We start from the raw sequence: 24,770 nt of genomic DNA, 5'->3' as shown, positions 1-24,770 counted from the left end.
TATGCGTCAAACTGTTAAATCTATAAAGGAATCGGGGCTGGGCACTTTTGGCTCAGCCTCTTTTTCATGCTCGAGTAGACAGGATGTTTTTCAAAATACGAATTTTTAGAAATTTTTGGTATAATGAAAGCATGGTTAAATCATTGGTAACGGTTTGTAGTCATCTTTTATTTATCTACCTTGCCCATTACTTATTGTTGTCAGTAGTCGATTGGTCGAAGTTGGTAAAAGGGACGGCAGAAAATCAAAAGAAAATTCAACTATTCATTGTATTTGTGGCGATTGCGTTAGGCTACTTGGTCTCTGCTTTCTTTTTGGATGTCTTATCCATTAGCCGCAATCTAACAGAAGTTCTCCGCTAGAAGGACATTAAAAAAGTAGAAACGGAATCAGCTTTCCTTTTGGATGAGCAGATAGTAGTAAAAGGAAATAAAAATGGATAAAATTATTGTCAGAGGTGGGAAAACTCGCCTTAAAGGTGAAGTGACCATTGAAGGGGCTAAGAATGCAGTTTTGCCCTTATTAGCTGCAGCAATCTTAGCGAGTGAGGGGCAGTCACGTTTGCTACATGTGCCGATTTTGTCGGATGTGTTCACCATGAATCGTGTGGTTGATGGGCTAGGAGTAAGGGTTGCATTTGATCAAGACAAGAAAGAGATTTTGGTTGATGCACAAGGCGAATTGGGAAGCGAAGCGCCCTATAAATATGTCAATCAAATGAGGGCTTCTATCGTTGTATTGGGCCCTATCTTAGCTCGCAATGGCTATGCCAAGGTGTCCATGCCTGGGGGTTGCACGATTGGTAGTCGTCCGATTGATTTGCATTTAAAAGGTTTGGAAGCAATGGGAGCAGAGATTCATCAGCGTGCGGGTTATCTTGAAGCAAGAGCTGAGCGCTTGAAAGGAACCCATCTCTACATGGATTTTCCAAGTGTGGGAGCAACCCAAAACCTCATGATGGCAGCTACCCTAGCTGAGGGGACTACGGTCATTGAAAATGCGGCGCGGGAGCCTGAAATTGTTGATTTAGCAATTTTCCTCAATAAAATGGGAGCCAAAGTCAAGGGAGCAGGAACGGAAACGATTAGTATCAAGGGGGTATCTAGTCTACATGGAGCAGAACACCAGGTTGTTCAAGACCGAATTGAGGCAGGAACCTTTATGGTTGCAGCAGCCATGACTGGTGGAGATGTCTTAGTTAAAGATGCGATTTGGGAGCATAATCGTCCCTTGATTTCTAAAATGCAGGAAATGGGTATTGATGTCAGGGAGGAAGACGAGGGGATTCGCGTTCGGTCATCTGTGGAACAATTGAAACCTGTGACAGTCAAGACCTTACCACATCCAGGTTTTCCGACTGATATGCAGGCTCAGTTTACAGCATTAATGGCTGTGGCTAAGGGTGAATCAACCATGATTGAGACAGTTTTCGAAAATCGTTTTCAGCATTTGGAAGAGTTGCGTCGGATGGATTTGCACTCAGATATTTTACGTGATACGGCTATTATTACCGGTGGTAATACGCTTCAGGGAGCAGAAGTCATGTCAACAGATTTGAGAGCCAGTGCTGCTCTTATTCTGACAGGGTTAGTAGCCGAAGGTGTGACAACTGTCGGAAAATTAACACATTTGGATCGTGGGTATTACCGTTTCCATGAGAAATTGGCTGCCTTAGGGGCAGATATTGAACGCATTAATGGAGAAAAATAGATGGATCAAAAAGAAAATCTACGTTTTGTTGGCAATCAAATACTATTGATTCTCTTTGTTATTCTTTTGGCACTGATTATTTTTGCAATTGGACTCATGGTTGGTTATGGTGTCATTGGAGATGGTAGCAATATTTGGGCTATTTTATCCCCTGAAAAATGGCAGGAATTGATTGGTAAATTTACAGGAAAGTAGTCATCAGTGACTGCCATGTTCTAGGATAGGCTGGTTTGGTTCAGCCATTAAAATAGAAAACAGTTCAAGTTAAGAAGATGAGTAGGCTGAGTACGATGGTTCAGCCTCTTTCACTGTAGATTTTGTTAGGAGTAATATGGCAAGGAAAAAAACAAAAAAACAGAGTATGAGTCTAGCTAGCCTAGTGATCACACTCTTACTGGTGGCTGGTGGTTATTTTTGGGCAGAAGAACCTTCGACCGTATCTCATCGACCAGTTACTAGAGTAGAAACCGCTACATCTAGGCCTTCAGAAGAGCTAGCACGTTCCGTTTTGACGGATACAGTACGGGTCCAGTTGGGAGCTGACCTTGTCTACAACGGAGCAGGTGCTTTCATTGTCAATGGCAATCAAACTGATTTGGACGCCTCTGTAGCGAGCGCTCCTTATGCAGATAATCGAACTAAGACTGCGCAGGGGAAACTGGTACCAACTGTCGCAAATGCTCTTTTAAGTAAGGCAACCCGTCAGTATCAAAAGCGTGAAGAAACTGGAAATGGTCCAACCAATTGGAAGCCAGCTGGTTGGCACCAAGTAAGGCATTTAGAAGGGGAATACAACCATGCCATTGATAGAGGGCACTTATTAGCTTATTCCTTAGTTGGTGGGTTAAAAGGGTACGATGCTTCAACCAGTAACCCTAAAAATATAGCCGTCCAGACTGCGTGGTCCAACCAATCCAATCGCCCAGATGCGACAGGTCAAAATTATTTTGAAACACAGATACGTAGAGCCTTAGATCAAAATAAACGGGTACGGTATCGAGTGACATTGATCTATCAATCGCAGGAAGATTTAGTGCCAGTAGGAAGTCATTTGGAAGCGAAAGCAGCAGACGGCAGTCTGGAGTTTAATGTTTTTGTCCCAAATGTCCAGCAAGGTTTAATTATTGATTATTACAGTGGGAAGATTCATCTTAACCAGTAGGAGATGAGATGATTGAGATTGAAGAAAAACTGCGCTTAAGGCGTGGTAAACCAAATGATAGCGAAGCTCTTACTTGGTATCAGAATCAAGAAGTGGTTTATCTTGTAGATGGAGTGAGGGAAAGCTACAGTCTTGAAAAATTACAGCGAATGTATGCTTACTTGGATCAGGTAGGTGAGCTCTATACGATTGAAGTTCAAGAGGAAACGGACTGGAAGGCAATTGGCGATGTCACCTTTTCACAGAATGATTTGCCAATTGTGATTGGGGATTCAGCCTATCGGGGACAAGGACTTGGGAAAAAGATTGTTCAAGCTCTAGTCGCAGAGGCCAAAAAACGAGGCTATTCTGCACTACATGTCAGGGAAATCTATAAGGGGAACTACGCTTCCCAGAAATGTTTTACTGCTTGCGGATTTGAGATTCAAAGGGAGACAGAAAAAGGGTATTCGTATAGACGAGATTTATAATATGAGAAGGAAGTGGTCAGAAGACTTGAAAGTCCTCTGACCTATTTTTGTTAATTATCAGATGTATTTTAGCTTGTTTTTCCCTAAAAATGCCTTTTTTAGAAAAAATACGCAAAAATTGTTGACAAAACATCAGATGAATTATACAATAAAGGTACAACAAAAGCGCTTTCAAATAATGTTGTGGAAAAATATAGAAAATAGGAGATTTTCAAATGGACAAAACAGTTGAACAAAGAACAGCTGATGTGACCTATAATCGTGCAAAATTGTGGCAAATTATTTTATTTGCGACCAACAATACATCTACAAATATTTATCTAGTAGCTTTTAGTTTTGTAACGTATTTTTCAACGGGTGTCCTAGGACTAGCTGTTTTATTTGTTAGTCAATTGATGGGGTATATTCGTATTTTTGATGGATTTATTGATCCTGCGATTGGTGTTTTGATTGATAAGACGGATACTAAATTTGGGAAATATCGTCCTATCCTAGTATTGGGGAATATTATTACCGCTCTATCGTTTGTGTTCTTGTTCAATATTCATCATTTTGGAAGTGCGATGACAATGCCTTTGTTTATTGTCGCTTTGCTTATTCACAAAATTGGCTATTCTTTGCAACAGACGATTACTAAAGCAGGTCAAACAGCTCTTACCAATGATCCAAAGCAACGTCCAATCTTTAATATTGTGGATGGAATCATGTCTGCTATTCTTTTTTCAGGTAGTCAAATTGTGATTTCAAGCTATCTTGTTCCAAAACATGGAGGATTTACAGAAGGCTTCTTTGCAGAGTTGATGCTGGGTGTTATTAGTATTTCTGCAGTGCTAGCAGTCTTATCAGTTATTGGTATTTGGCAAAAAGATAATAAAAAATACTTTGGTTTGGGTGAAGAAAAAACACAGAAAACAACCCTCAAAGATTATTGGAAAATCATCAAAGGCAATCGTCCATTGCAAGTCCTATCGATTTCAGCAGCCCTTGTAAAATTTGTTGCTCAATTATTTAGTGATTCTGTTGTTGTTGTTATGTTGTTCGGTATTTTATTTGGAAATTATGCTCTTTCAGGTGCTATTTCTGGCTTGATGGTGATTCCAAATATTCTTGTCATTGTTTCAGCTGCAACTCTTGCACGGAAAAAAGGTCTGCGTAAAGCCTACGTTACTTCCTTGCAGATTGGGATTGTCGTGATGATTCTACTTGGAACCTTACTCTATTTTGGAGGTCCTGGTTCACTCGATTTCGTGAAATGGAATCTATACAGTGTAGCATTTGTTGTTTTGTATGCGTTGCGGTCATTTGCAACAGCACCTTCTGGACTAGTCTTGACAATGGGGGCAGATATTTCTGACTATGAGACATCTGTTTCAGGCCGTTATGTATCCGGAATGATTGGAACAATCTTCTCATTGACAGATTCGATTGCTTCTTCATTTGCTCCAATGGTAGTTGGTTTTGTCTTGGCAGGAATTGGTTTTGCAAAGGCATATCCGACAGCAGAAACGCCATTGTCACCAGCCTTAAAAGGTGCAATTATTACCTTGCTTGTGTTTGTACCAGCAGCGATGCTGTTGATTTCCTTATTCCTTATGAAGTTCTATACATTGGATCAAGTGACGATGGCACAAGTTCAAGAGAAAATTCATGTCATGAAAGCAGCAAAAGACGAAGAACGAGTCCAAGCGATTGCGAAAAATGTACCGCTATCAGATATGGATTATGTCGATGTCACTAAATATGACGTTGAGGAAAAATAAGAGACTATTAGAATAATGATAGCCTGGCAATGATAAGCTGGGCTAATTTTTTCAGGAGGCTAAGAAATGAAGAAAGTAGTAGGTTTGGGCGAAATATTATTGCGCTTATCTCCACCAAATTATCAGACAATGCTTCAGGCTAGTTGTTTGGAATGTCAATTCGGAGGATCGGAATTAAATGTACTTGCAACCCTGGCTCAGTTAGGACATAAAACGTCATTGATTTCAGCGATTCCTGATAATGAGCTTGGAAAAATGGCAGAGCATTTCTTATTTGCTCGTCAAATTGAGCAACACTATCTGATTAAGCACAAAGGGCGCTTGGGACTCTATTATTATCAAAAAGGTTTTTCTGTTCGTGCTAGTCAGGTGATTTATGATCGGGAGTTTTCTTCTTTTTCACAGGCAACCTATCCTGATTATCCATTAGAAGGAGTCTTTGATCAAGTAGATTGGTTTCACGTGAGTGGTATCACAGCAGCCTTGAATGATGACACCTATGAATTGGCCTACCGATTGATGAAAATGGCCCAAGAAAAAGGGGTAAAAATTTCATTTGATTTGAACTATAGGGCAAGTCTATGGAATTCCTTTGCCGAAGCAAGAGAGAAATTAGCTCCTCTCATTGAACTGGCTAATGTTTGTATCGGTTTGGAGCCTATTTTACTCTTGGATGAAACTGGTCGTGATTTGAAAGATGAACTACAGCTAAAACCACCATATGAAAATAAAGAGGATTTGCTGACAGTTCTAGCAGCAATTGAAAAACGCTATCAATTGGATGCGATTGCCTTTACCCAGCGCGAAATGGGCTATTCGAATGAGTATAAATTAAAAGGATTCTTATATGAGGGTCAAACCCTGTATGAAACGGAAAAAGAAACGATTCAAGTCTTGGATCGTGTTGGAACAGGAGATGCTTTTACAGCAGGAATTATTTATGGTTGTTTAATGGGTCAAGAAGGACAGCAAGTCTTGGATACAGCCATGGCAAGTTTTGTCTTTAAGCATACGATAGAAGGAGATGTCAACATGATTACTCCTTCAGATATTCAGCACTTGTTGGCTCATGACTCCTATGAAATAAAAAGATAAAAAGAAAGAAGGTAACGATGTTATATCCTATTAGTACAAAATCAAGAGCGGTTCATAGTTTAAATGGTGTTTGGCGCTTCATGCAGGGTGCTCATTCTCCGCAAGAAGTGCTTTCAACGAATGAGGTCATGGTGGTTCCGACATCTTTTAATGATGTTGTAGTTGATAAAGACAAACGATCTTATATTGGTGACAACTGGTATGAAACAGAGTTTTCTGTTCCTCGTCTTGACAGCAAAGAGGAATTGGTGATTCGTTTTGGATCGGTGACTCATCATGGTGCAATCTACGTGAATGGGCAATTCTTGGGTGAGCATAAAGGTGGATTTACACCATTTGAGTTTGTTGTCCCAGAAGAACTCTATCAGGAAGAAACAATCCGCCTGACTGTTTGTGTCAATAATGAATTGAACTACACAACCTTGCCTGTTGGAAATTATGTTGAAGAAGTGCAAGAAGATGGTTCTGTTCGGAAAAAAGTGCTTGAGAATTTTGATTTTTACAATTATGCGGGCATTCATCGCAATGTCCATCTCTATACTCGTCCTAAAAATCATATAAAAGATATCATCGTTACAACTCAATTGTCAGAAGACTTATCAGAAGCTGTAGTCAAAGTAGACGTTCAAAGTGTCACACCTGTAGAAGAGGTGCGAATGACTATTTTTGCTGAGGATAAAAAAGTAGTTGGAAGGCTTGAAAATGGTCAACTTCACATTCAATCCCCTCGCCTTTGGGAGGTGCTAGATGCTTATCTCTATAGCGTACGTGTAGAGTTATGGGAGAAAGGTGAACTGGTAGATACCTATACAGAATCGTTTGGAATACGTAGTGTCAAAGTTGAAAACGGCCAGTTCTTTATCAACCAGAAACCATTTTATTTTAAAGGATTCGGAAAGCATGAAGATACCTATATCAACGGTCGTGGCTTAAATGAAGCTGCGAATCTGATTGATTTGAATTTGTTAAAAGAAATTGGGGCCAATTCATTCCGCACATCGCACTATCCTTATTCTGAGGAGATGATGCGTTTAGCGGATAGAATGGGAATTGTCGTGATTGATGAAGTTCCAGCTGTTGGATTATTCCAGCAATTCAGTGCGGCATTAGACTTACTAGGAGATGGTGAAAAGCAACGCAATACATGGGAGCTGATGCAGACAAAAGAAGCGCACGAACAGGTCATTGATGAGTTGATTGCACGAGATAAAAATCATCCGTCAGTTGTGATGTGGGTTGTTGCAAATGAGCCTGCCAGTCATGAGGACGGAGCAAGGGCTTACTTTAAACCCCTCATTGAGCGCATGAGAGAAACAGACCCGCAACATAGACCAGTTACATTGGTGAACATTATGATGGCAACTCCTGATAAGGATCAGGTTATGGATTTAGTAGATGTGATTTCCTTGAATCGCTATTATGGTTGGTATGTTCATCATGGCGATTTATCCAAAGCAGAAAAAGGTCTTCGAGAAGAATTGTTAAGGTGGCAATCCTTGTATCCAGATAAGCCAATCCTCATTACTGAGTACGGAGCAGATACCTTGCCTGGCTTGCATTCAATGTGGGACATTCCCTATACAGAAGGATATCAAATTGACTACTATACGATGAATCATGGTGTATTTGATGAAATTTCAAATTTAGTTGGAGAACAGGTTTGGAATTTTGCTGATTTTGAAACAAACGTGATGTTGATTCGTGTGAAAGGAAATCACAAGGGGCTCTTTTCACGAAATCGCGAACCAAAACAAGTTGTTCGTGAATTTAAAAAGCGTTGGCTAGCGATTCCTGACTACCATTATAAGTCAAAATAAGCTATAATGGTGTGGAAAGTAACTTTTTCCAAGGGGGAATAAGACATGTCAAGACCGTTAGTCGAAAAAACAGCAGATCGATTGTTAGAATTAATTTTAGAACGTGGCTATCGTGTAGGAGATAAATTGCCAAACGAGTATGAACTGGCTCAAGATTTAGAAGTGGGACGTTCAACGATTCGTGAAGCAGTCAGAAGTTTAGCAACTCGCAATATTTTAGAAGTACGTCAAGGGTCGGGGACGTATATTAGTTCGAAAAAAGGAGTATCTGAAGATCCACTTGGTTTTTCTTTAGTACGTGATAGGGTTAAATTAACAACTGATTTATTTGAACTACGCTATTTACTAGAACCACGGATTGCGGAGAGGGTGGCTCAGTTTGCTTCAGCTGAAGATGTTGTGCGCTTGGAAGAAATCGTCTATGCTATTGAGGATGCGGTTCATCGCGGAGATGATGCCCATTTGGAATTAGATGTGCAATTTCATAGCATGCTAGCGGAAATGAGCGGTAATATTGCCATGACCAGCTTGCTACCTGTCATAAATCAGTCGATTCATTTAATTAATGAAAATTACACAAATCGTCAGATGAAAGAAGATAGCCTAAAAGCTCACCGTAATATTTTAGCGGCAATCAAGCAACGACATCCGTTAGCGGCTTATGATAGCATGTTAGCCCACATAGTTGCGGTTAGACAAGCTGTTTTGACAGAATGGTTTGATAAAGATTTGACTATTCATGGTCTACATTCTGAATGAAAAATAAATCGATTTATCAGTCTTCAAGGATTTCTTGGAGACTTTTTTTGTTTTTTAAAGGATTTTTCTTGACAATTCATCTGATGAATTATATACTATAGTTATAGTGATAGCGTTTTCTAACGAGAGGAGAAATCATGTTAAAACAATTAAAAGAAAATTATTTTTTCGCTGTTATCCGCGGAAAAGATGAGAATGATGCGCTTGAGATTGCTCGGCATGCTATTTTAGGTGGAATCAAAAATATTGAAATTACCTTTTCTACGCCAAATGCAGCTCAGGTCATTGCTGAGTTGGATCAAGAGTTCTCAGATGATTTATCCGTTATAGTCGGGGCGGGAACAGTCATGACAACTGATTTAGCTCAGACGGCGATTGATGCTGGAGCGAAGTTCTTAGTAAGTCCGCATTTTTCAGAAGCGATTCAGGACTTAGCTGCTCAACATGATGTCTTTTATTTTCCAGGATGTGCCACAGCGACTGAGATTGTTGCTGCACAGACGGCTGGCTGCCAGATTATTAAGCTCTTTCCAGGTGGTGTATTAGGTCCTACTTTTATTAAAGATATTCATGGGCCAATTCCTGAAGTGAATCTCATGCCTTCAGGTGGTGTGTCTGTTGCAAATGTTGCAGATTGGAAGAAGGCAGGAGCTTGTGCTGTTGGGATTGGTTCAGCTCTTGCAAGTAAGATAGCTGAATTAGGCTATGAGAGTGTTACAGAGATTGCACGTTCTTTTGTAGAAGCAGTGGAGGAATAAGATGGCTTTTAATGATTCGTCATTTATGTTAAAAAATCAACCTGCTCATCAATTGTATGACCAGATTAAACATCTCCCTATTTATGATTTTCATTGTCACCTAGATCCAAAGGAAATCTATGAGGATAAAGTTTATGAGGATATTGTTGATTTGTGGCTAGGTGGTGACCACTATAAGTGGCGCCTAATGCGGGCAAATGGTATTCCAGAAGAAGAAATTACGGGATCAGCTTCTAAATTAACAAAATTTAAGGCTTGGGCTAAGACAGTCAGCAGAGCGTACGGCAATCCACTTTATCATTGGAGTCACTTGGAATTAAAGCAAGTCTTTGGAGTAACGGAACTGCTAACAGAGGAAAATGCAGAAGAGCTCTATGAGCGGTTGAATAGATTTTTAAAGGATGAAAAAGTCAGTCCGAGAAAGTTGATTAGGGACTCTAAGGTGACCTTTATTGGGACTACCGATCATCCTTTAGATGATTTAGAATGGCATAAACGGTTGTCAGAGGAAGAAGGATTTGACACCATTGTGGCACCGACTTTTCGACCAGATGAAGCCTTTGTCGAACATCGAAACTTTGGAGATTTTGTCCGTCGATTAGAAGAAAAAACAGGCTTTTCGATTTCGGACTTTGATAGTTTTGTCGCAGGGCTTGCTGATCGCGTTGCCTATTTTGCACAAGTAGGCTGTCTAGCAAGTGATATTAGTTTTACAGAGATTTGTTTTGAACCAGCCAGCAAAGAAGAGCTCGATGAGATTTTGCAAGCTACAAGAGAAGGAAAGATTCCAAGTTTAGTAGCAGTGAGAAAATGGCAGACAGGTCTATTTAGAGAACTATGTCGCTTGTATAAACAGCATGGTTTTGTCACTCAAGTCCATTTTGGAGCGTTACGGAATAATCATACAGCCTTATTCCAACGCCTTGGTGTGGATATAGGAGTTGACTCAATTGGGGATCAAACAGCCTTGACCAGTCATTTGAACAAGTTGCTAGATGATTTGGTGGAAAGGGATTGGTTACCGAAGATGATTTGGTACAATCTGAACCCGACTTATAATATTGCCTTGGCAAATACCTTGGCGAATTTCCAAGCAAATGAAAAAGGAATTAGAAGCCAATTACAATTTGGAGCGGGTTGGTGGTTTAATGACACCAAGCTCGGTATGATTGACCAAATGAACGCCTATGCAGAGCAAGGGCTGTTCGCGAATTTTGTGGGTATGCTAACGGATTCTAGAAGTTTCTTGTCTTATCAACGGCATGATTACTTTAGAAGAATCTTAGCGTCTTACGTTGGGCAATGGATAGTTGATGAGGAAGTGCCAGAAGATTATCAGGCGCTCGGAAAAGTTGTCCAAGAGATTTCGTATTTTAATGCACAGAAATTTTTTGAAAAATAAATGAGGTAGCACGATGAAAATGTCCTTTCGTTGGTACGGGAAAAATGATCCCGTCAGTTTAGCAGAAATCAAAGCAATCCCAGGTATGCAGGGGATTGTCACAGCAGTTTATGATGTTCCTGTTGGTCAGGCTTGGCCGTTGGAAAAGCTCTTGGAATTGAAAAAAATGGTAGAAGATGCAGGTCTCGAAATTACCGTTATCGAGTCTATTCCTGTTCATGAAGACATTAAGCAAGGCAAACCGAATCGGGATGAGTTGATTGAGAATTATAAAACATCCATTAAGAATGTAGGTTTAGCTGGAATTCCTGTTGTGTGCTATAACTTTATGCCAGTATTTGACTGGACTCGCTCTGATTTGCATCATCCACTTCCTGATGGTTCTACTTCGCTTGCTTTCTTAAAAGAAGATTTAGCAGGGGTAGATCCTGTGGCAGATGATTTAAATTTGCCAGGTTGGGATTCTTCTTACTCAAAAGATGAGATGAAGGCGATTATTGAAAACTATCGTCACAATGTGTCAGAAGAAGATCTATGGAAAAATCTAGCTTATTTTATTCAAGCGATTATGCCAACTGCTGAGGCTGCTGGTGTAAAAATGGCGATTCACCCTGACGATCCACCGTATGGTATCTTTGGACTTCCACGTATCATTACGGGTCAAGCAGCTGTTGAGCGTTTCCTTGGCTTGTACGATTCGCCAGCGAATGGGATTACCATGTGTGTCGGCTCTTATGCTTCTGATCCGAAAAACGATGTCATTGCCATGACTGAGTATGCTTTGAAGCGCAATCGGATTAATTTTATGCATACTCGCAATGTAACAGCAGGTGATTGGGGCTTCCAAGAAACAGCTCATCTGTCACAGGCTGGTGATATTGATATGAATGCGGTTGTGAAATTGTTGGTTGATTATGATTGGCAAGGTGCTTTGCGTCCTGACCATGGTCGCCGTATTTGGGGAGATCAGACCAAGACACCAGGCTATGGGCTTTATGATCGAGCTTTAGGAGCAACCTATTTCAATGGTCTTTATGAAGCCAATATGAGAGCAGCTGGAAAAGTACCAGATTTTGGGATTAAAACAAAGACAGTAGGCCAAAAATAGGAGGAAATGCCATGTCAAAAGTCATTGAATTTAAGGATAAAGTGGTAGTAGTCACAGGCGCAGGAGGTGTTCTATGCGGCTATTTAGCAAAAGAATTTGCAAAAGCAGGTGCCAAAGTTGCTTTGCTCGATTTGAATGAAGCAGCGGCACAACAATTTGTCGATGATATTGTAGCTGCAGGAGGAACAGCAAAGGCCTACCAATCAAATGTTCTGTCAAAAGAGAATTTGGAAGAAGTTCGTCAACAAATACTGGCTGATTTTGGTCCAACAGACATCTTAATCAATGGAGCTGGAGGGAATAATCCGAAAGCGACGACAGACAATGAGTTCCATGAGCTAGATTTACCAAGTGATACAAAGACCTTCTTTGATTTGGATGAAAGTGGAATCAATTTTGTCTTTAACTTGAATTATTTGGGAACCTTACTTCCAACACAAGTTTTTGCGCAAGATATGGTTGGACGAGCAGGAGCGAATATTATTAACATTTCAAGTATGAATGCCTTTACGCCTCTAACAAAAATTCCAGCTTATTCTGGAGCTAAGGCAGCGATTAGTAATTTTACTCAATGGTTAGCAGTCCATTTTTCTAAAGTGGGTATTCGTTGCAATGCGATTGCACCAGGGTTCTTGGTAACAAATCAAAATCGCGGATTGCTTTTTGATGAAAAAGGTCAACCAACGGCTCGTGCTCACAAAATTTTAACCAATACGCCAATGGGACGCTTCGGTGAAGCAGAAGAATTGGTGGGCGGAGTCTTCTTCCTAGCAGATGAAAATCTAGCTAGCTTTGTCAATGGTGTGGTCTTACCGATTGATGGTGGTTTCTCAGCCTATTCAGGTGTTTAACCTTGTTTACTACTCGTCAAAAATCAAAGTCTGACGTCGTTAACTTATCTTGCTTCAACAGTCCAGTGGACTGTTGAAGGTTGGAAATAAGGATTATGACATAATCCTCTGCTAACATTAGTCCGGTGGACTGTTGAAGGTTGGAAATAAGGATTATGCAATAATCCTCTGCTAACATTAGTCCAGTGGACTGTTGAAGGTTGGAAATAAGGATTATGTCATAATCCTCGGCTAACATTAGTCCGGTGGTTCAGTGGAGACGAGCTATGCTCGCTCTATTTCTCACCTTCCACAATTCTCAATTGTAAGGGACGAGCTACACTCGTTCTATTTTCAGCTTTCCACAATTCTCAATTGCAAGGGACGAGCTACACTCGTTTTATTTCCAGCCTTCCACAATTCTTAATTGTGGAAGCTAGTCAGATTTTGATTTTTATAGAGTATAAACGTTTCATGAATTATTGGTAATCGCTCATTGTCTGAGAAAGATAGAGGTATGTTTATGAGTGAAATGATTACGTTAGAATTGGAAAAGCTAGACAAGATACGTGATATCAATCCGCGTTTAGTTTCCTATAATGTTGAGTTTGCAGAAGTAACAGGTGGGACTTTTTGGAAGGCCTATTCTGAAGAGCAGATTGCTGGAACGGAAGACTTTTATGTTGAGCCTTCTGATGAAGGAATCGCAGCGATGTATAAGGATCTTATGCAAGAGTATGATCCGATTGATTTGTCAAATGAGAAACTACGCTACTTGACGAAAGAATTGGGCGAGGCATGGATACGTGTTTCAGGGACTTGGTCAACCAAAACCTATTACGATTTTGATGGAAAAACTGCTGGAGTACCCCCACAAGGTTATCTGAATGTTTTGACAAAAGAACAGTGGATAGGTGTTTTGGATTTTGTGAGAGCAGTTGGTGGACATTTGAAAATTTCCATGGCTAACTGTCCCGGGTTACACTCGGCGGAAGAACCATGGAATCCGAGTGAAGCAGAAAAAATCTTTGCTCTAAGCCAATCATATGGTGTGCCGATAGAAGCTGCTGAATTTGCCAATGAGCCTAATATGTTAGAAGATACTGGGTTTCCAAAGGGCTATACAGCAGCGCATTACCGTCGTGACCAAGATCTTTTCTTCCAGTGGCTAGAGGACAATTATCCAGATTGTTTAAAAGTAGGGCCAAGTTCGACAGGTGGAGATGATATTGTCTTTGGAGATCCAAGTCAGCAAAATAGTATCGGAGGCATTGAACAGCTTATTCATGAAACAGTGAACTGCGAAGATTTGCTAGAAGGAACGAGTGTACCGTTAGATGTCTTTTCGTATCACTATTACAATGGGGTTTCAGAGCGTTTGGCTTCTGTCATGCCAGCAGGGCATTGGTCTGTAGAGGCTGCCTTGTCAGAAAACTATTTATCTGTAGCTTCAAACTTTTGTAAAACCTACCTTCCCCTACGGGATCGATTCGTCCCAGGTGCAGAAATGTGGGTAACTGAGTCAGGAGATGCTGGAGGCGGCGGCAATACTTGGGCATCAACTTATCTTGATGTGCCTCGTACCCTCAATGAGTTAGGGACCTTTGCTTGTTTGACAAACGGTGTTGTTTTTCATAATACCCTAGCTGCTTCTGACTATGGTTATTTAGCACGAGAAGTGTTTGATCCACGTCCGAACTATTTTGCGGTTTTATTATGGAATCGATTGATGGGCTCGGAAGTATTTGATAGTCGCATTCCAATCCATGAAGGTGCGCACGTTTTTGTTCATTCGCGTAAAGATGGTCAAGATGGCAAAGCCATTTTAGTCATTAATAATTCGGAAACAAAAGTCACTAGCCTAGTTTTGGAAAAAGATGCTCAAGTCTATCGCTTGTCAGGAAAAGACGGTGACAAACGTGCAAAAGAAATGTGTTTGAATGGTCATGTCTTGGCCTTGGATGAGGACAATCAATTACCGAATTTGGAGGCAGAAACTATTTCAGCTGGCGAATTGGTGATTGCCCCTACAGAATGTGTATTTGTGCTTGTTTGATGATAGGGGTGAGGCTGGGCAAAAAGTCCAGCTTCTCTTACCGAAGTTCGTAAAAACAGATGGACACAGTGGTTGATAATCAGAATGTGCGCTATCCAACCAACTGAGCCTGAAAAATGAAAAAGCGGGGTCTCTTTTGGGATAATTTGTGTTCTTTCTCGACCCCTCATTTATCAGAAATGTAGAAATGTTTAAGAGTGCTTCATCAGACTGCTGGGGTAACTGGTTAGTATTCTATTTTGATACGTAAGTGTAATAGTATTGCCTATTGCCTTGTCAGATGAAGATAGGAATGAAAGGAGGAAAAATGGTTAAACAAGAAGAATATGTCTTTTGTGTAGACTCGGACGGCTGTGCCATGGATACGATGACCTACAAGCATCAGTTATTTTTCGGTCCATTGGCGGCTCAGTTTTTTGAGGTTCCAAATAAAGAAGCTTTTTTGAAAGAGTGGGATAATATCAACCTCTACTCTCGTACAAGAGGGGTCAATCGTTTTGTCGGATTGGCGATGGGGTTGGAGTATGCAGGTCTGGATGGTATTGATGCTTTGAAGCACTGGGTAGCTACTACCTCATCACTATCAAATGCGTCGCTAGAGAAAGCGTTGGATCAGAAACCGTCAGATGATTTGCAGAAAGCATTGGATTGGTCTAATGAGGTTAATCGACAAATTAAATCTTACAAGGGTGAGGCACTCGCTTTTACAGGTGCTCGTTCGGGTTTGGCAAGACTTCACGAACTTGGAAAGGTATATGTGGTCTCTTCAGCCAATCATGAAGCTGTCGAAGAGGAATGGCGCGATCAAGGTTTGCTAGAGCATGTTGATGAGCTTTATTGTCAAGATCGCGGGAAAAAAGAAGATGTGATTGCTGCTTTAGTAGAGCAAGGATATGTTCAGGAACATATTTTGATGATTGGAGATTCGCCTGGAGATTTAGCGGCAGCTGAGCAAAATCAAGTGGCATTTTATCCTATTTTGGTTGGTAAAGAAGCAATATCTTGGAAAGAATTACAGGAAACATTTTCTCCAGCTTTTGTCGCTGGGCAGGTAACAAAAGAAGATTTAGAAAAACTAAAAGAAACATTTTGGAAACATTTAGACTAGGAGTGATAAGATGACACATTTAGTAGACTTGACTAAAAAGCCTTATAACCTCAATCAAGCAGCTATTGATTGGGTAGAAACAACCCTTGCAAATATGACCCTAGATGAAAAAATTGGTCAGCTTTTTGTGAATATGGGTTCTAGTCGTACAGAAGAGTATTTGACTCAAGTTATGACAGATTATAAGTTTGCAGCGGTAAGGTATGCTCCTGGTCCAGCAGCGGACATTTGGGAGCAAAATTACATTTTACAAACAAAATCAAAAATCCCTCTCTTAATTGCGGCTAATACAGAATCAGGAGGAAATGGAGCTGTCACAGATGGCACTAAGATTGGTGATGAGGTGAAAGTTGCGGCTACCAATGATCCCAAGTATGCTTATGAATTGGGGCGTATTGCTGGACTTGAGGCCTCAGCGGTAGGATGTAATGCCTCATTTGCTCCTATTATGGATTTAAGTCGTAACTGGCGTAATCCTATTATTGCTAATCGTACATGGGGAGCTGAGGTTGAGCAAGTTATTAGCCTTTCAAAAGAATACATGCGTGGTATTATGCAATATGGCATTATTCCTTTTGCTAAACATTTTCCTGGCGATGGTATTGACGAACGAGACCACCATCTTTCATACGCATCTAACCCCATGTCAAAAGAAGAGTGGATGGAAACCTTTGGTCGTATTTATGGCGAAATGGCTGAAGCGGGTCTTCCAGGTATTATGGCAGGTCATATTCATCTACCAAATGTTGAAAAAGAAATGCACCCTGAACGTGATTTGGATGATATGCTACCAGCATCGCTTAATAAAACGCTTCTTGATGAACTTCTACGAGGTGAGTTGGGGTACAATGGGGCTATCGTAACTGATGCCTCTCATATGGTTGGTATGACGGCATCACTTCCACGTCGTGAATTGTTACCAACAGCGATTGAAGCTGGATGCGACCTCTTCTTATTTTTCAATGATCCTGATGAAGATTTCCGTTGGATGAAGGAGGGGTATGAAAATGGTCTCTTAACAGAAGAACGTCTGCACGATGCTATTCGTCGTACTTTAGGGTTGAAAGCAAAACTTGGCTTACATCAATTTGAAGGTCGCCGTGAGGAGATTTTACTTCCAAAAGAAGAAGCGCTAAAAATGATTGGTACAGACGAGGCTAAACGTATTTCAGATGAAGTAGCAGATAAGGCAATCACGCTGGTGAAAGATAAGCAAAAAGATATTTTCCCAGTCACACCAGAACGCTACAAACGTATTCTTTTAGTCGAAGTTGACGGCTATAAAGGTGGTTTTGGAGCCTTGATTAACCAAGGAAAGAAACGTGCTTCTGATACTCTAAAAGAGTTACTTGAAAAACGTGGACACGAGGTTTCAATCTGGGAAAATACAGAAGAACGGATTAAAAAGTTGCCAGAAGAAGAACGTCCAGCAGCTATTCAAAGTGTCTATGCTTCTAAACGACCAATCGCTCAAATTACGGATAAGTATGATTTGATTATCAATATTGTTGATGTCAATTCTGGCGGTACTACCCAACGTATTATTTGGCCAGCAGCTAAAGGAACACCAGACCAGCCATTTTATGTCCATGAAGTTCCAACAATTGTCGTGTCAGTACAACATCCATTTGCCTTGGCAGATATGCCACAAGTCGGAACCTATATCAATGCTTATGATAGCTTACCAAACACTATTGCTAGTTTGGTTCAAAAACTGGCAGGCGAATCTGAGTTTTCAGGAGTATCAAGTGTAGATCCTTATTGTGGCTTAATTGATACGCGTATTTGGCGTTCCTAATTAGATAAAAAGATTGGATTCATTTATCTTGAGTCGGTGAGCTATTTTTATTTATATAGTGGATTGAGAACTGAACACGGACTAAGAGCCGTGTAAAAAAGAGACGCAGATGTTCCAACTTCAGTTGGTTACAGCTGAGGCTCCCTTTAGTGGGGACGCAGATGTTCCAACTTTAGTTGGTTACAGCTGAGGCTCCCTTTAGGGATAAATCTCGTTGGTTGCAAGCCAACCTGCTTCGATTTCCTATTTTGTCTAGAAGTTGCTTAACGCCCTCGTATCTTATGAAGGAATAGGGCACGGCAAGGAGCTGCAGATAGAATCGGCGTTAATTGAGGATTACTCCATAATCCCTATTTCCAACCTTCAACAGTCTACTGGACTATTGAAGCAAAGAGACTTATACTCGTCAAAAATCAAAGTCTGACGTTGTTAACTCACCTTGCTGAACTTCAGTTCTAGCTACGATTTCGTTGCCTAGTCAGATTTTGATTTTTATAGAGTATAACGATGTCCTAACCTTTACTCAATTCACTATAACTATATCCCTCAAGAGAGTAGCCAATGATTGCTATTTTATATTTGCTAGGTGGTGTAAGTGTGATTTATGTCGTCATTTCCCGGCATAGTCTTCATTTGTGAGGCTTGTTTAAAACATAAACAGGTCTCTTTCTACTGATAAAAGACTAAGGAGGAGAAAAAGTATAAAAAGAACATAAACGTGAAGCTTCTTAGACTCAGTCTGAGGACTCTGTTTTTAAAGAAATTTAGATAAAAAGGAGAAATAGAATGGCAAAAATAGTTGATTTACGTAAAAAACCATATCAGTTAAGTGACGATCAGATTGAGTGGGTAGAATCGACATTAGGAAGTCTGACAGATGAAGAAAAAATTGGGCAATTATTTGTCAATTTGTTCTTTTTTGGCGGAGATGCCTTTAGTGGTAATACTTTGACGAACCAGGAGATTATCGAGAAATACCATATTGGGGGCGCCCGCTATATGAATGGTAGTCCTGAACAAGTTCAAGGGCTGATTAATGAGTTGCAAAGCTATTCCAAAGTTCCTTTGCTTGTAGCTGCTAACTGTGATTCTGGGGGAGATGGTGCAGTAAAAGGTGGGACCTATATTTCCTCAGGTGCACAATCAGAAGCGAGTCGTGATACCCGTGTTCCCTATTTAGCAGGATTGGTTTCGGCTCGAGAAGAAACAGCACTGGGTGTCAATGTTAATTTTGATCCTTGTGTGGATATTTTAAAGAACTGGCGCAACACGATTGTGAATACTCGTGCCTATGGAACAACTGCAGAAGATGTAATCACCTATACGAGTGCTTATTTAGATGGTTTAACAGCAGAGCGTGAAGTGATTCAGTGTATCAAGCATTTCCCGGGGGATGGCACAGAAGAACGAGATCAACATTTGGTATTAGGTGTCAATGAGTTATCACCAGAGGAGTGGGAAGCCTCATTTGGTCAAGTCTATCGTCATCATATTGAACGTGGCGTTGAAATGATTATGGCTGGTCATATTGCTCTTCCCCATTATCAACAACAATTGAATCCAAATCTCAAGGACGAGGATATTTTACCAGCAACCTTAGCACCAGAATTGATTGATGGACTGTTGAAGACCAATCTTGATTTTAATGGTTTAGTGATTACTGATGCCAGTCATATGTTAGGAATGACCGCTGCTATGCGCAGGGAAGATTATGTACCAGGAGCCATTGCCGCAGGTTGTGATATGTTCCTTTTCTTCAATGATATGGACGAGGACTTCCAATTTATGCTGAATGGCTACCGCAAGGGGATTATTTCTGAAGAACGCTTGAATGATGCTGTCCGCCGTATTTTAGGGCTCAAAGCAAAATTAAATCTGCATGTCAAGCAGGCAGAAGGAACTCTATTAAAAACAGCAGAAGACTTAGCTGTTATTGGTTGTGAGGAACATTTGGCTTGGCAAAGAGAAGCTGCAGATAAGGCTATTACGCTGTTAAAAGATACGCAGAAAAATCTGCCAATCAGTCCTGTAACCCACCGTCGTATTCGCCTCTATTACCTCGAAGGAGAAAAAGGTGGCATTATGGCAGCAAGTGATGAAGTCGTTGAAACGATTAAGGCTGCCCTTGAACGCCGAGGTTATGAGGTCACAGTCAATGATGGGAATAGTCGCATTAAAGGCTCTACACTAGGCTATCGTGAAGAAGTAGATCTGGCCTTGACCGTTGCCAATGTCGTGGGCTACGGTGCGCAAAATAACTACCGCATTCAATGGAAGACAGCTATGGCAAATGAAGTCCCATGGTATGTCCATGAAGTTCCAACTGTATTTGTGTCATTAAATTACACAACCCACTTGCATGATGTTACAATGGTGAAAACAGCTATCAATGCTTATCACTATAATCCAAATACGATTGAAGCTCTTCTGGATAAATTGGAAGGAAAAGCTGATTTTCAAGGTCTTCCAAATGAGCATGTTTGGGCTAAAAAATGGCAAGCAAAATTATAGCAGGCAAAAACTCCTCTATTTTGATGAGAGGAGTTTTCTAGTATTGCCAAATCTTCCTAATTCTGCTAAAATAAAAGTAATGCTCAGAGGAAATTAACAGCCTATCTGCTGATTTTCACGGGGTATAGTTGTTTCGTTTTGATTTAGTACTAGGCAACGAATCGCAGGTATAACTTAGGTTAGGCAAGATGAGTTAACGACGTAATAAATGAAAACGAAACGACTATAAAATTGAATAGAAGTCTGCAAGACTAGTACATCTAGGGAAACTGTCTAGGGAGATGAGCCGTGACTGGAAGCTCATTCAGTGAAAATAGGTCGAATTCACTTGCACATAGACTTACAAATAAAGGTTTGCAATGCAGCAAATGAAAACGGATGGTACCGCGTGACAACGCTCCGATTGGGTGTAGTCATGCGTTTTTATTTTGGAGGAAATATGTCAACAATTGAACAACAATTAGCTGAATTAAGACAATCAACACTAGATGAATTGAAAAAGATTCGCTATGAAAATGCCAAGGAATTACAAGACTTACGAGTTGCTGTATTAGGAAAAAAAGGGTCTTTGACAGACTTATTGAAAGGACTCAAGGATCTCTCGAATGATATGAAGCCGATTATCGGAAAACAGGTCAATGAAGTTCGTGACGTCTTGACCAAGGCTTTTGAAGAAACGGCAGTCCTTGTCGAAGCAGAAAAAATCAAGGCGCAATTAGCTCAAGAATCAATTGATGTAACCTTACCAGGCCGAAGTGTCAAACAAGGTTATCGTCATGTGTTGACCCAAACGAGTGAAGAAATTGAAGATATTTTCTTAGGAATGGGCTTCCAGATTGTCGATGGTTTTGAAGTAGAAAAGGACTATTACAACTTTGAGCGGATGAACTTGCCAAAAGATCACCCAGCTCGTGATATGCAAGATACCTTCTATATCACTGACGAAATCCTCATGCGGACTCATACCAGTCCTGTACAAGCACGGACCATGGATCAGCATGATTTTTCAAAGGGTGCTCTCAAAATGATTTCTCCAGGACGTGTTTTCCGTCGCGATACAGATGATGCAACGCATAGTCATCAATTCCACCAAATTGAGGGCTTGGTTGTCGGAAAAAATGTCTCAATGGGTGACTTAAAAGGTACACTTGAGATGATTATCAAAAAAATGTTTGGTGAGGATCGTCAGATTCGCTTACGTCCTTCGTATTTCCCATTTACAGAACCGTCCGTTGAAGTGGATGTATCCTGCTTTAAGTGTGGCGGAGATGGCTGTAATGTCTGCAAGAAGACTGGTTGGATTGAGATTTTAGGGGCAGGAATGGTTCACCCACACGTGTTAGAAATGAGTGGCATTGATCCAACAGAATATTCTGGTTTTGCCTTTGGTTTAGGTCAAGAACGGATTGCAATGCTTCGTTACGGAATCAATGATATTCGTGGCTTCTACCAAGGGGATAGCCGTTTTTCTGAACAATTCAAGTAAGGTGTTGCGATGATTAGTGCGATTGAGAAAAAAGACCTACCCTTGCTCCGTGAAATGGCCATGCAAACCTTTCGCGAAACCTTTGGTGCCTTTATCAAAGAAGCTGATTTGGAGTATTTTTATACCCATGATTTGGCACTTGAAACCTTGGAAAAAGAATGGGAAAATCCAGAATCAGCCCATTACTTTGTCCTTCATGAAGGGCAGCCAGTTGGATTTTTGAAGGTGAATTGGGGAGATGCCCAGACCGAGCATGAACTAGAAGATGCGTTTGAAATTCAACGTTTGTATATTTTGCAGTCCCACCAAGGTTATGGTTTGGGAAAGGCCTTATTCGAATTTGCTCTTGAACAGGCAGTAGCAGGTCAGTTTACCTGGGCTTGGCTAGGAGTTTGGGAGAAGAATTTTAAGGCACAAAATTTTTATTTCAAGTATGGATTTGAGCGCTTTAGTGAGCATGAATATGTGACAGGAGATACGGTAGATATTGACTGGCTCCTGAAAAAGCGGATCAGAGAAGAAAAATGAGGAAGTACGATGTTAGTAAGTTATAAATGGTTAAAAGAATTAGTAGATATTGATGTGCCGAGCAAGGAATTGGCGGAAAAGATGTCAACGACAGGAATCGAGGTAGAGGGGGTGACTTCTCCAGCAGATGGTCTGTCAAAAATTGTGGTGGGAGAAGTCCTCTCTTGTGAGGATGTGCCAGATACACATCTTCATGTCTGCCAAGTAGATGTCGGTGAAGAAGCGCCTCGTCAAATTGTCTGTGGAGCGCCGAATGTCCGTGCGGGAATTAAGGTCATGGTTGCTCTTCCTGGTGCGCGTATTGCCGATAATTATAAGATTAAAAAAGGGAAAATTCGTGGCTTGGAATCGCTCGGCATGATTTGTTCTCTAGGCGAGTTGGGGATTTCTGACTCGGTTATTCCAAAAGAATTTGCGGACGGTATCCAGATTTTGCCGGCTGATGCGGTCAATGGTGATGAAGTCTTTTCCTACCTTGACCTAGACGATGAGGTAATTGAACTGTCCATTACACCAAATCGTGCAGATGCTCTGTCCATGCGTGGAGTAGCTCATGAAGTAGCAGCAATCTATGATCAGGCTGTTCAGTTTAAGGAATTTCCCCTTGTAGAAGTAGAGAAAAAAGCGAGCGACGTGATTGAGGTAGCGATTGAGTCTGAAAAGGTTACAGCCTATCGTGCGCGCGTGATTGAAAATGTGACAATCGCACCGAGTCCTCAATGGTTACAAAATCTCCTGATGAATGCGGGAATTCGCCCAATTAACAATGTAGTGGATGTGACCAATTATATTCTCTTGTATTTTGGTCAACCTATGCACGCCTTTGATTTGGATAAATTTGAAGGCCAGAAGATTGTGGCGCGTGATGCACGAGATGGGGAAACCTTGGTGACCTTGGATGAAGTCGAGCGTGAATTGGTAGCAGATGATATTGTGATTTCAGTTGCTGATAAGGCGGTTGCCCTTGGTGGTGTCATGGGTGGCGCTGCAACAGAGATTAATCATCAATCGACAAATGTGGTGTTAGAAGCGGCACTTTTTGATGGAAAATCCATTCGGAAAACATCTGGTCGATTAAATCTACGCTCGGAATCTTCTTCTCGTTTTGAAAAAGGAATTAACGTGGCTGATATTGCAGCGGCTATGGATGCGGCAGCCAGCATGATTGCAGCATTAGCAGGTGGTCAAGTCCTAGCAGGTGTTGTTACTGCAGGAGAAGTAGAGACCAGTCCAGTAGCTGTTTCTGCTAGTCTAGAGTATGTCAATCGCTCTTTGGGAACTAGTCTTGTTTATAGCGATATTGCAGACATTTTCCGCCGTTTAGGGATGGAGATTACTGGTGATGATGCCAGCTTTACTGTTCAAGTTCCACGTCGCCGTTGGGATATTCGCATTCCAGCAGATTTGGTCGAAGAAATTGCACGGATCTATGGCTATGACAATCTTCCAACAACCTTGCCAAAAGAAGATGGAACAGCTGGTGAATTGACAAGGAGCCAAAAACTCCGCCGTCAGATACGTCAGATTGCTGAGGGGGCTGGGTTGAGTGAAATAATTACCTATGCACTGACAACTCCTGAAAAAGCAGCTGAATTTAGCTTGGCACCCACAAGCGTAACAGAATTGATGTGGCCAATGACAGTCGATCGTTCTGCTCTTCGTCAAAACATGATTTCAGGGATATTAGAAACAGTAGCCTATAATGTAGCCCGTAAAAATAAAGACTTAGCCTTGTATGAAATCGGAAAAGTCTTTGAACAGACAGGTAATCCACATCAAGATTTGCCACAAGAAATCACGAAATTCGCTTTTGCTTTGACAGGATTAGTAGCGGAAAAAGATTTCCAAACTGCAACAGTTCCAGTTGATTTCTTCCATGCTAAGGGAATTCTAGAAGCCCTATTTGCCAAGTATTCACTTGAGGTCAGCTATGTGGCAACTAGTAGCCTAGCAGCGCTTCATCCTGGACGAACTGCTCAGATTGAGCTAAATGGCCAGGTGATTGGTGTACTTGGACAGGTACATCCACAGCTTGCAAAAGAATATGGAATTCCTGAAACCTATGTGACTGAAATCAGTATTGATGCCATTGAAGCAGCTCTTCAGCCAGCTAAGCCCTTCACAGAAATTTCAAAATTCCCAGCAGTTAGCCGTGATATTGCCCTCTTGGTAGATAGTGAGACGCAGCACCAAGCGATTCTTGATGCGATTTCGGCTACAAATGTGAAGCGTTTGACGAAGGTAAGTCTTTTTGATATTTATACTGGTAGTAACATTGAAGCAGGTAAAAAATCCATGGCTTATAACTTGACCTTCCAAAATCCACAGGATAGCTTGACTGATGATGAAGTAGCTAAGTATATGGAAAAAATCTCTGCAGCTCTTAGCCAATTAGGAGCAGAAATTAGGTAG

At 41.0% G+C, this 24,770-nt stretch carries 20 protein-coding genes; all 20 read left to right on the top strand.

Annotation, left to right across the window (positions count from 1 at the left end; genetic code table 11):
* The first annotated feature begins 131 nt into the window (after window positions 1-131).
* The 20 genes from J5M87_RS06910 (at window position 132) to pheT (ending at window position 24,770) form a co-directional block, all read left to right on the top strand.
* Window positions 132-362 carry a DUF1146 family protein gene (locus J5M87_RS06910; RefSeq protein ID WP_154608454.1) on the top strand — a complete coding sequence of 77 codons (231 nt, stop codon included), beginning with the start codon at window positions 132-134 and terminating at the stop codon, window positions 360-362.
* Between the two features lie 73 nt (window positions 363-435).
* On the top strand, window positions 436-1,710 hold the full coding sequence (gene murA, locus J5M87_RS06905) for a UDP-N-acetylglucosamine 1-carboxyvinyltransferase (protein ID WP_154608453.1): 1,275 nt from the start codon (window positions 436-438) through the stop codon (window positions 1,708-1,710).
* Window positions 1,711-1,905, top strand: coding sequence for a DNA-directed RNA polymerase subunit beta (locus J5M87_RS06900; RefSeq protein WP_154608452.1), 195 nt, complete (start codon window positions 1,711-1,713; stop codon window positions 1,903-1,905).
* A gap of 136 nt (window positions 1,906-2,041) precedes the next feature.
* Window positions 2,042-2,872, top strand: a complete 831-nt coding sequence (locus J5M87_RS06895) for a DNA/RNA non-specific endonuclease (RefSeq protein WP_154608451.1) — start codon at window positions 2,042-2,044, stop codon at window positions 2,870-2,872.
* Window positions 2,873-2,880: 8 nt separating this feature from the next.
* Window positions 2,881-3,342, top strand: coding sequence for a GNAT family N-acetyltransferase (locus tag J5M87_RS06890; protein WP_154608450.1), 462 nt, complete (start codon window positions 2,881-2,883; stop codon window positions 3,340-3,342).
* 215 nt (window positions 3,343-3,557) lie between these two features.
* Window positions 3,558-5,102, top strand: coding sequence for an MFS transporter (locus J5M87_RS06885; protein WP_154608449.1), 1,545 nt, complete (start codon window positions 3,558-3,560; stop codon window positions 5,100-5,102).
* 66 nt (window positions 5,103-5,168) lie between these two features.
* Complete coding sequence (locus tag J5M87_RS06880; protein WP_154608448.1) at window positions 5,169-6,197, top strand: sugar kinase; 1,029 nt, start codon at window positions 5,169-5,171, stop codon at window positions 6,195-6,197.
* A 17-nt stretch (window positions 6,198-6,214) separates the two neighbouring features.
* Window positions 6,215-8,014 carry a beta-glucuronidase gene (uidA, locus tag J5M87_RS06875; protein WP_154608447.1) on the top strand — a complete coding sequence of 600 codons (1,800 nt, stop codon included), beginning with the start codon at window positions 6,215-6,217 and terminating at the stop codon, window positions 8,012-8,014.
* A 45-nt stretch (window positions 8,015-8,059) separates the two neighbouring features.
* Entirely contained in the window at window positions 8,060-8,773 is a 714-nt protein-coding gene (locus J5M87_RS06870) for a FadR/GntR family transcriptional regulator (RefSeq protein WP_067089108.1), read from the top strand.
* A gap of 137 nt (window positions 8,774-8,910) precedes the next feature.
* The gene (locus tag J5M87_RS06865; RefSeq protein ID WP_154608446.1) at window positions 8,911-9,531 is read left to right on the top strand and encodes a bifunctional 4-hydroxy-2-oxoglutarate aldolase/2-dehydro-3-deoxy-phosphogluconate aldolase; all 621 of its coding nucleotides are present in this window, start codon (window positions 8,911-8,913) and stop codon (window positions 9,529-9,531) included.
* A 1-nt stretch (window position 9,532) separates the two neighbouring features.
* The gene (uxaC, locus tag J5M87_RS06860) at window positions 9,533-10,933 is read left to right on the top strand and encodes a glucuronate isomerase (protein WP_154608445.1); all 1,401 of its coding nucleotides are present in this window, start codon (window positions 9,533-9,535) and stop codon (window positions 10,931-10,933) included.
* 13 nt (window positions 10,934-10,946) lie between these two features.
* Complete coding sequence (gene uxuA, locus J5M87_RS06855) at window positions 10,947-12,041, top strand: mannonate dehydratase (protein WP_154608444.1); 1,095 nt, start codon at window positions 10,947-10,949, stop codon at window positions 12,039-12,041.
* A gap of 11 nt (window positions 12,042-12,052) precedes the next feature.
* Entirely contained in the window at window positions 12,053-12,892 is an 840-nt protein-coding gene (locus J5M87_RS06850; protein WP_154608443.1) for an SDR family oxidoreductase, read from the top strand.
* A 502-nt stretch (window positions 12,893-13,394) separates the two neighbouring features.
* Window positions 13,395-14,927, top strand: coding sequence for a beta-glucuronidase (locus J5M87_RS06845; RefSeq protein ID WP_154608442.1), 1,533 nt, complete (start codon window positions 13,395-13,397; stop codon window positions 14,925-14,927).
* A gap of 307 nt (window positions 14,928-15,234) precedes the next feature.
* Window positions 15,235-16,035 (top strand): HAD family hydrolase, encoded by an 801-nt coding sequence (locus J5M87_RS06840; RefSeq protein WP_154608441.1) that lies wholly within the window; start codon window positions 15,235-15,237, stop codon window positions 16,033-16,035.
* 10 nt (window positions 16,036-16,045) lie between these two features.
* Entirely contained in the window at window positions 16,046-17,833 is a 1,788-nt protein-coding gene (locus tag J5M87_RS06835; protein ID WP_154608440.1) for a glycoside hydrolase family 3 protein, read from the top strand.
* Window positions 17,834-18,619: 786 nt separating this feature from the next.
* Window positions 18,620-20,344 carry a glycoside hydrolase family 3 protein gene (locus J5M87_RS06830; protein WP_154608439.1) on the top strand — a complete coding sequence of 575 codons (1,725 nt, stop codon included), beginning with the start codon at window positions 18,620-18,622 and terminating at the stop codon, window positions 20,342-20,344.
* 439 nt (window positions 20,345-20,783) lie between these two features.
* Window positions 20,784-21,830, top strand: a complete 1,047-nt coding sequence (gene pheS, locus J5M87_RS06825) for a phenylalanine--tRNA ligase subunit alpha (protein WP_154608438.1) — start codon at window positions 20,784-20,786, stop codon at window positions 21,828-21,830.
* A gap of 9 nt (window positions 21,831-21,839) precedes the next feature.
* The gene (locus J5M87_RS06820; protein WP_154608437.1) at window positions 21,840-22,358 is read left to right on the top strand and encodes a GNAT family N-acetyltransferase; all 519 of its coding nucleotides are present in this window, start codon (window positions 21,840-21,842) and stop codon (window positions 22,356-22,358) included.
* Window positions 22,359-22,367: 9 nt separating this feature from the next.
* The gene (pheT, locus tag J5M87_RS06815) at window positions 22,368-24,770 is read left to right on the top strand and encodes a phenylalanine--tRNA ligase subunit beta (RefSeq protein ID WP_154608436.1); all 2,403 of its coding nucleotides are present in this window, start codon (window positions 22,368-22,370) and stop codon (window positions 24,768-24,770) included.

Origin of the sequence: Streptococcus sp. zg-86 (genome assembly GCF_017639855.1) — a bacterium.
GTDB classification, from domain to species: Bacteria; Bacillota; Bacilli; order Lactobacillales; family Streptococcaceae; genus Streptococcus; species Streptococcus zhangguiae.
The sequence above is the reverse complement of the archived record's forward strand: the minus strand, read 5'-3'. Positions and strand labels throughout refer to the sequence as shown.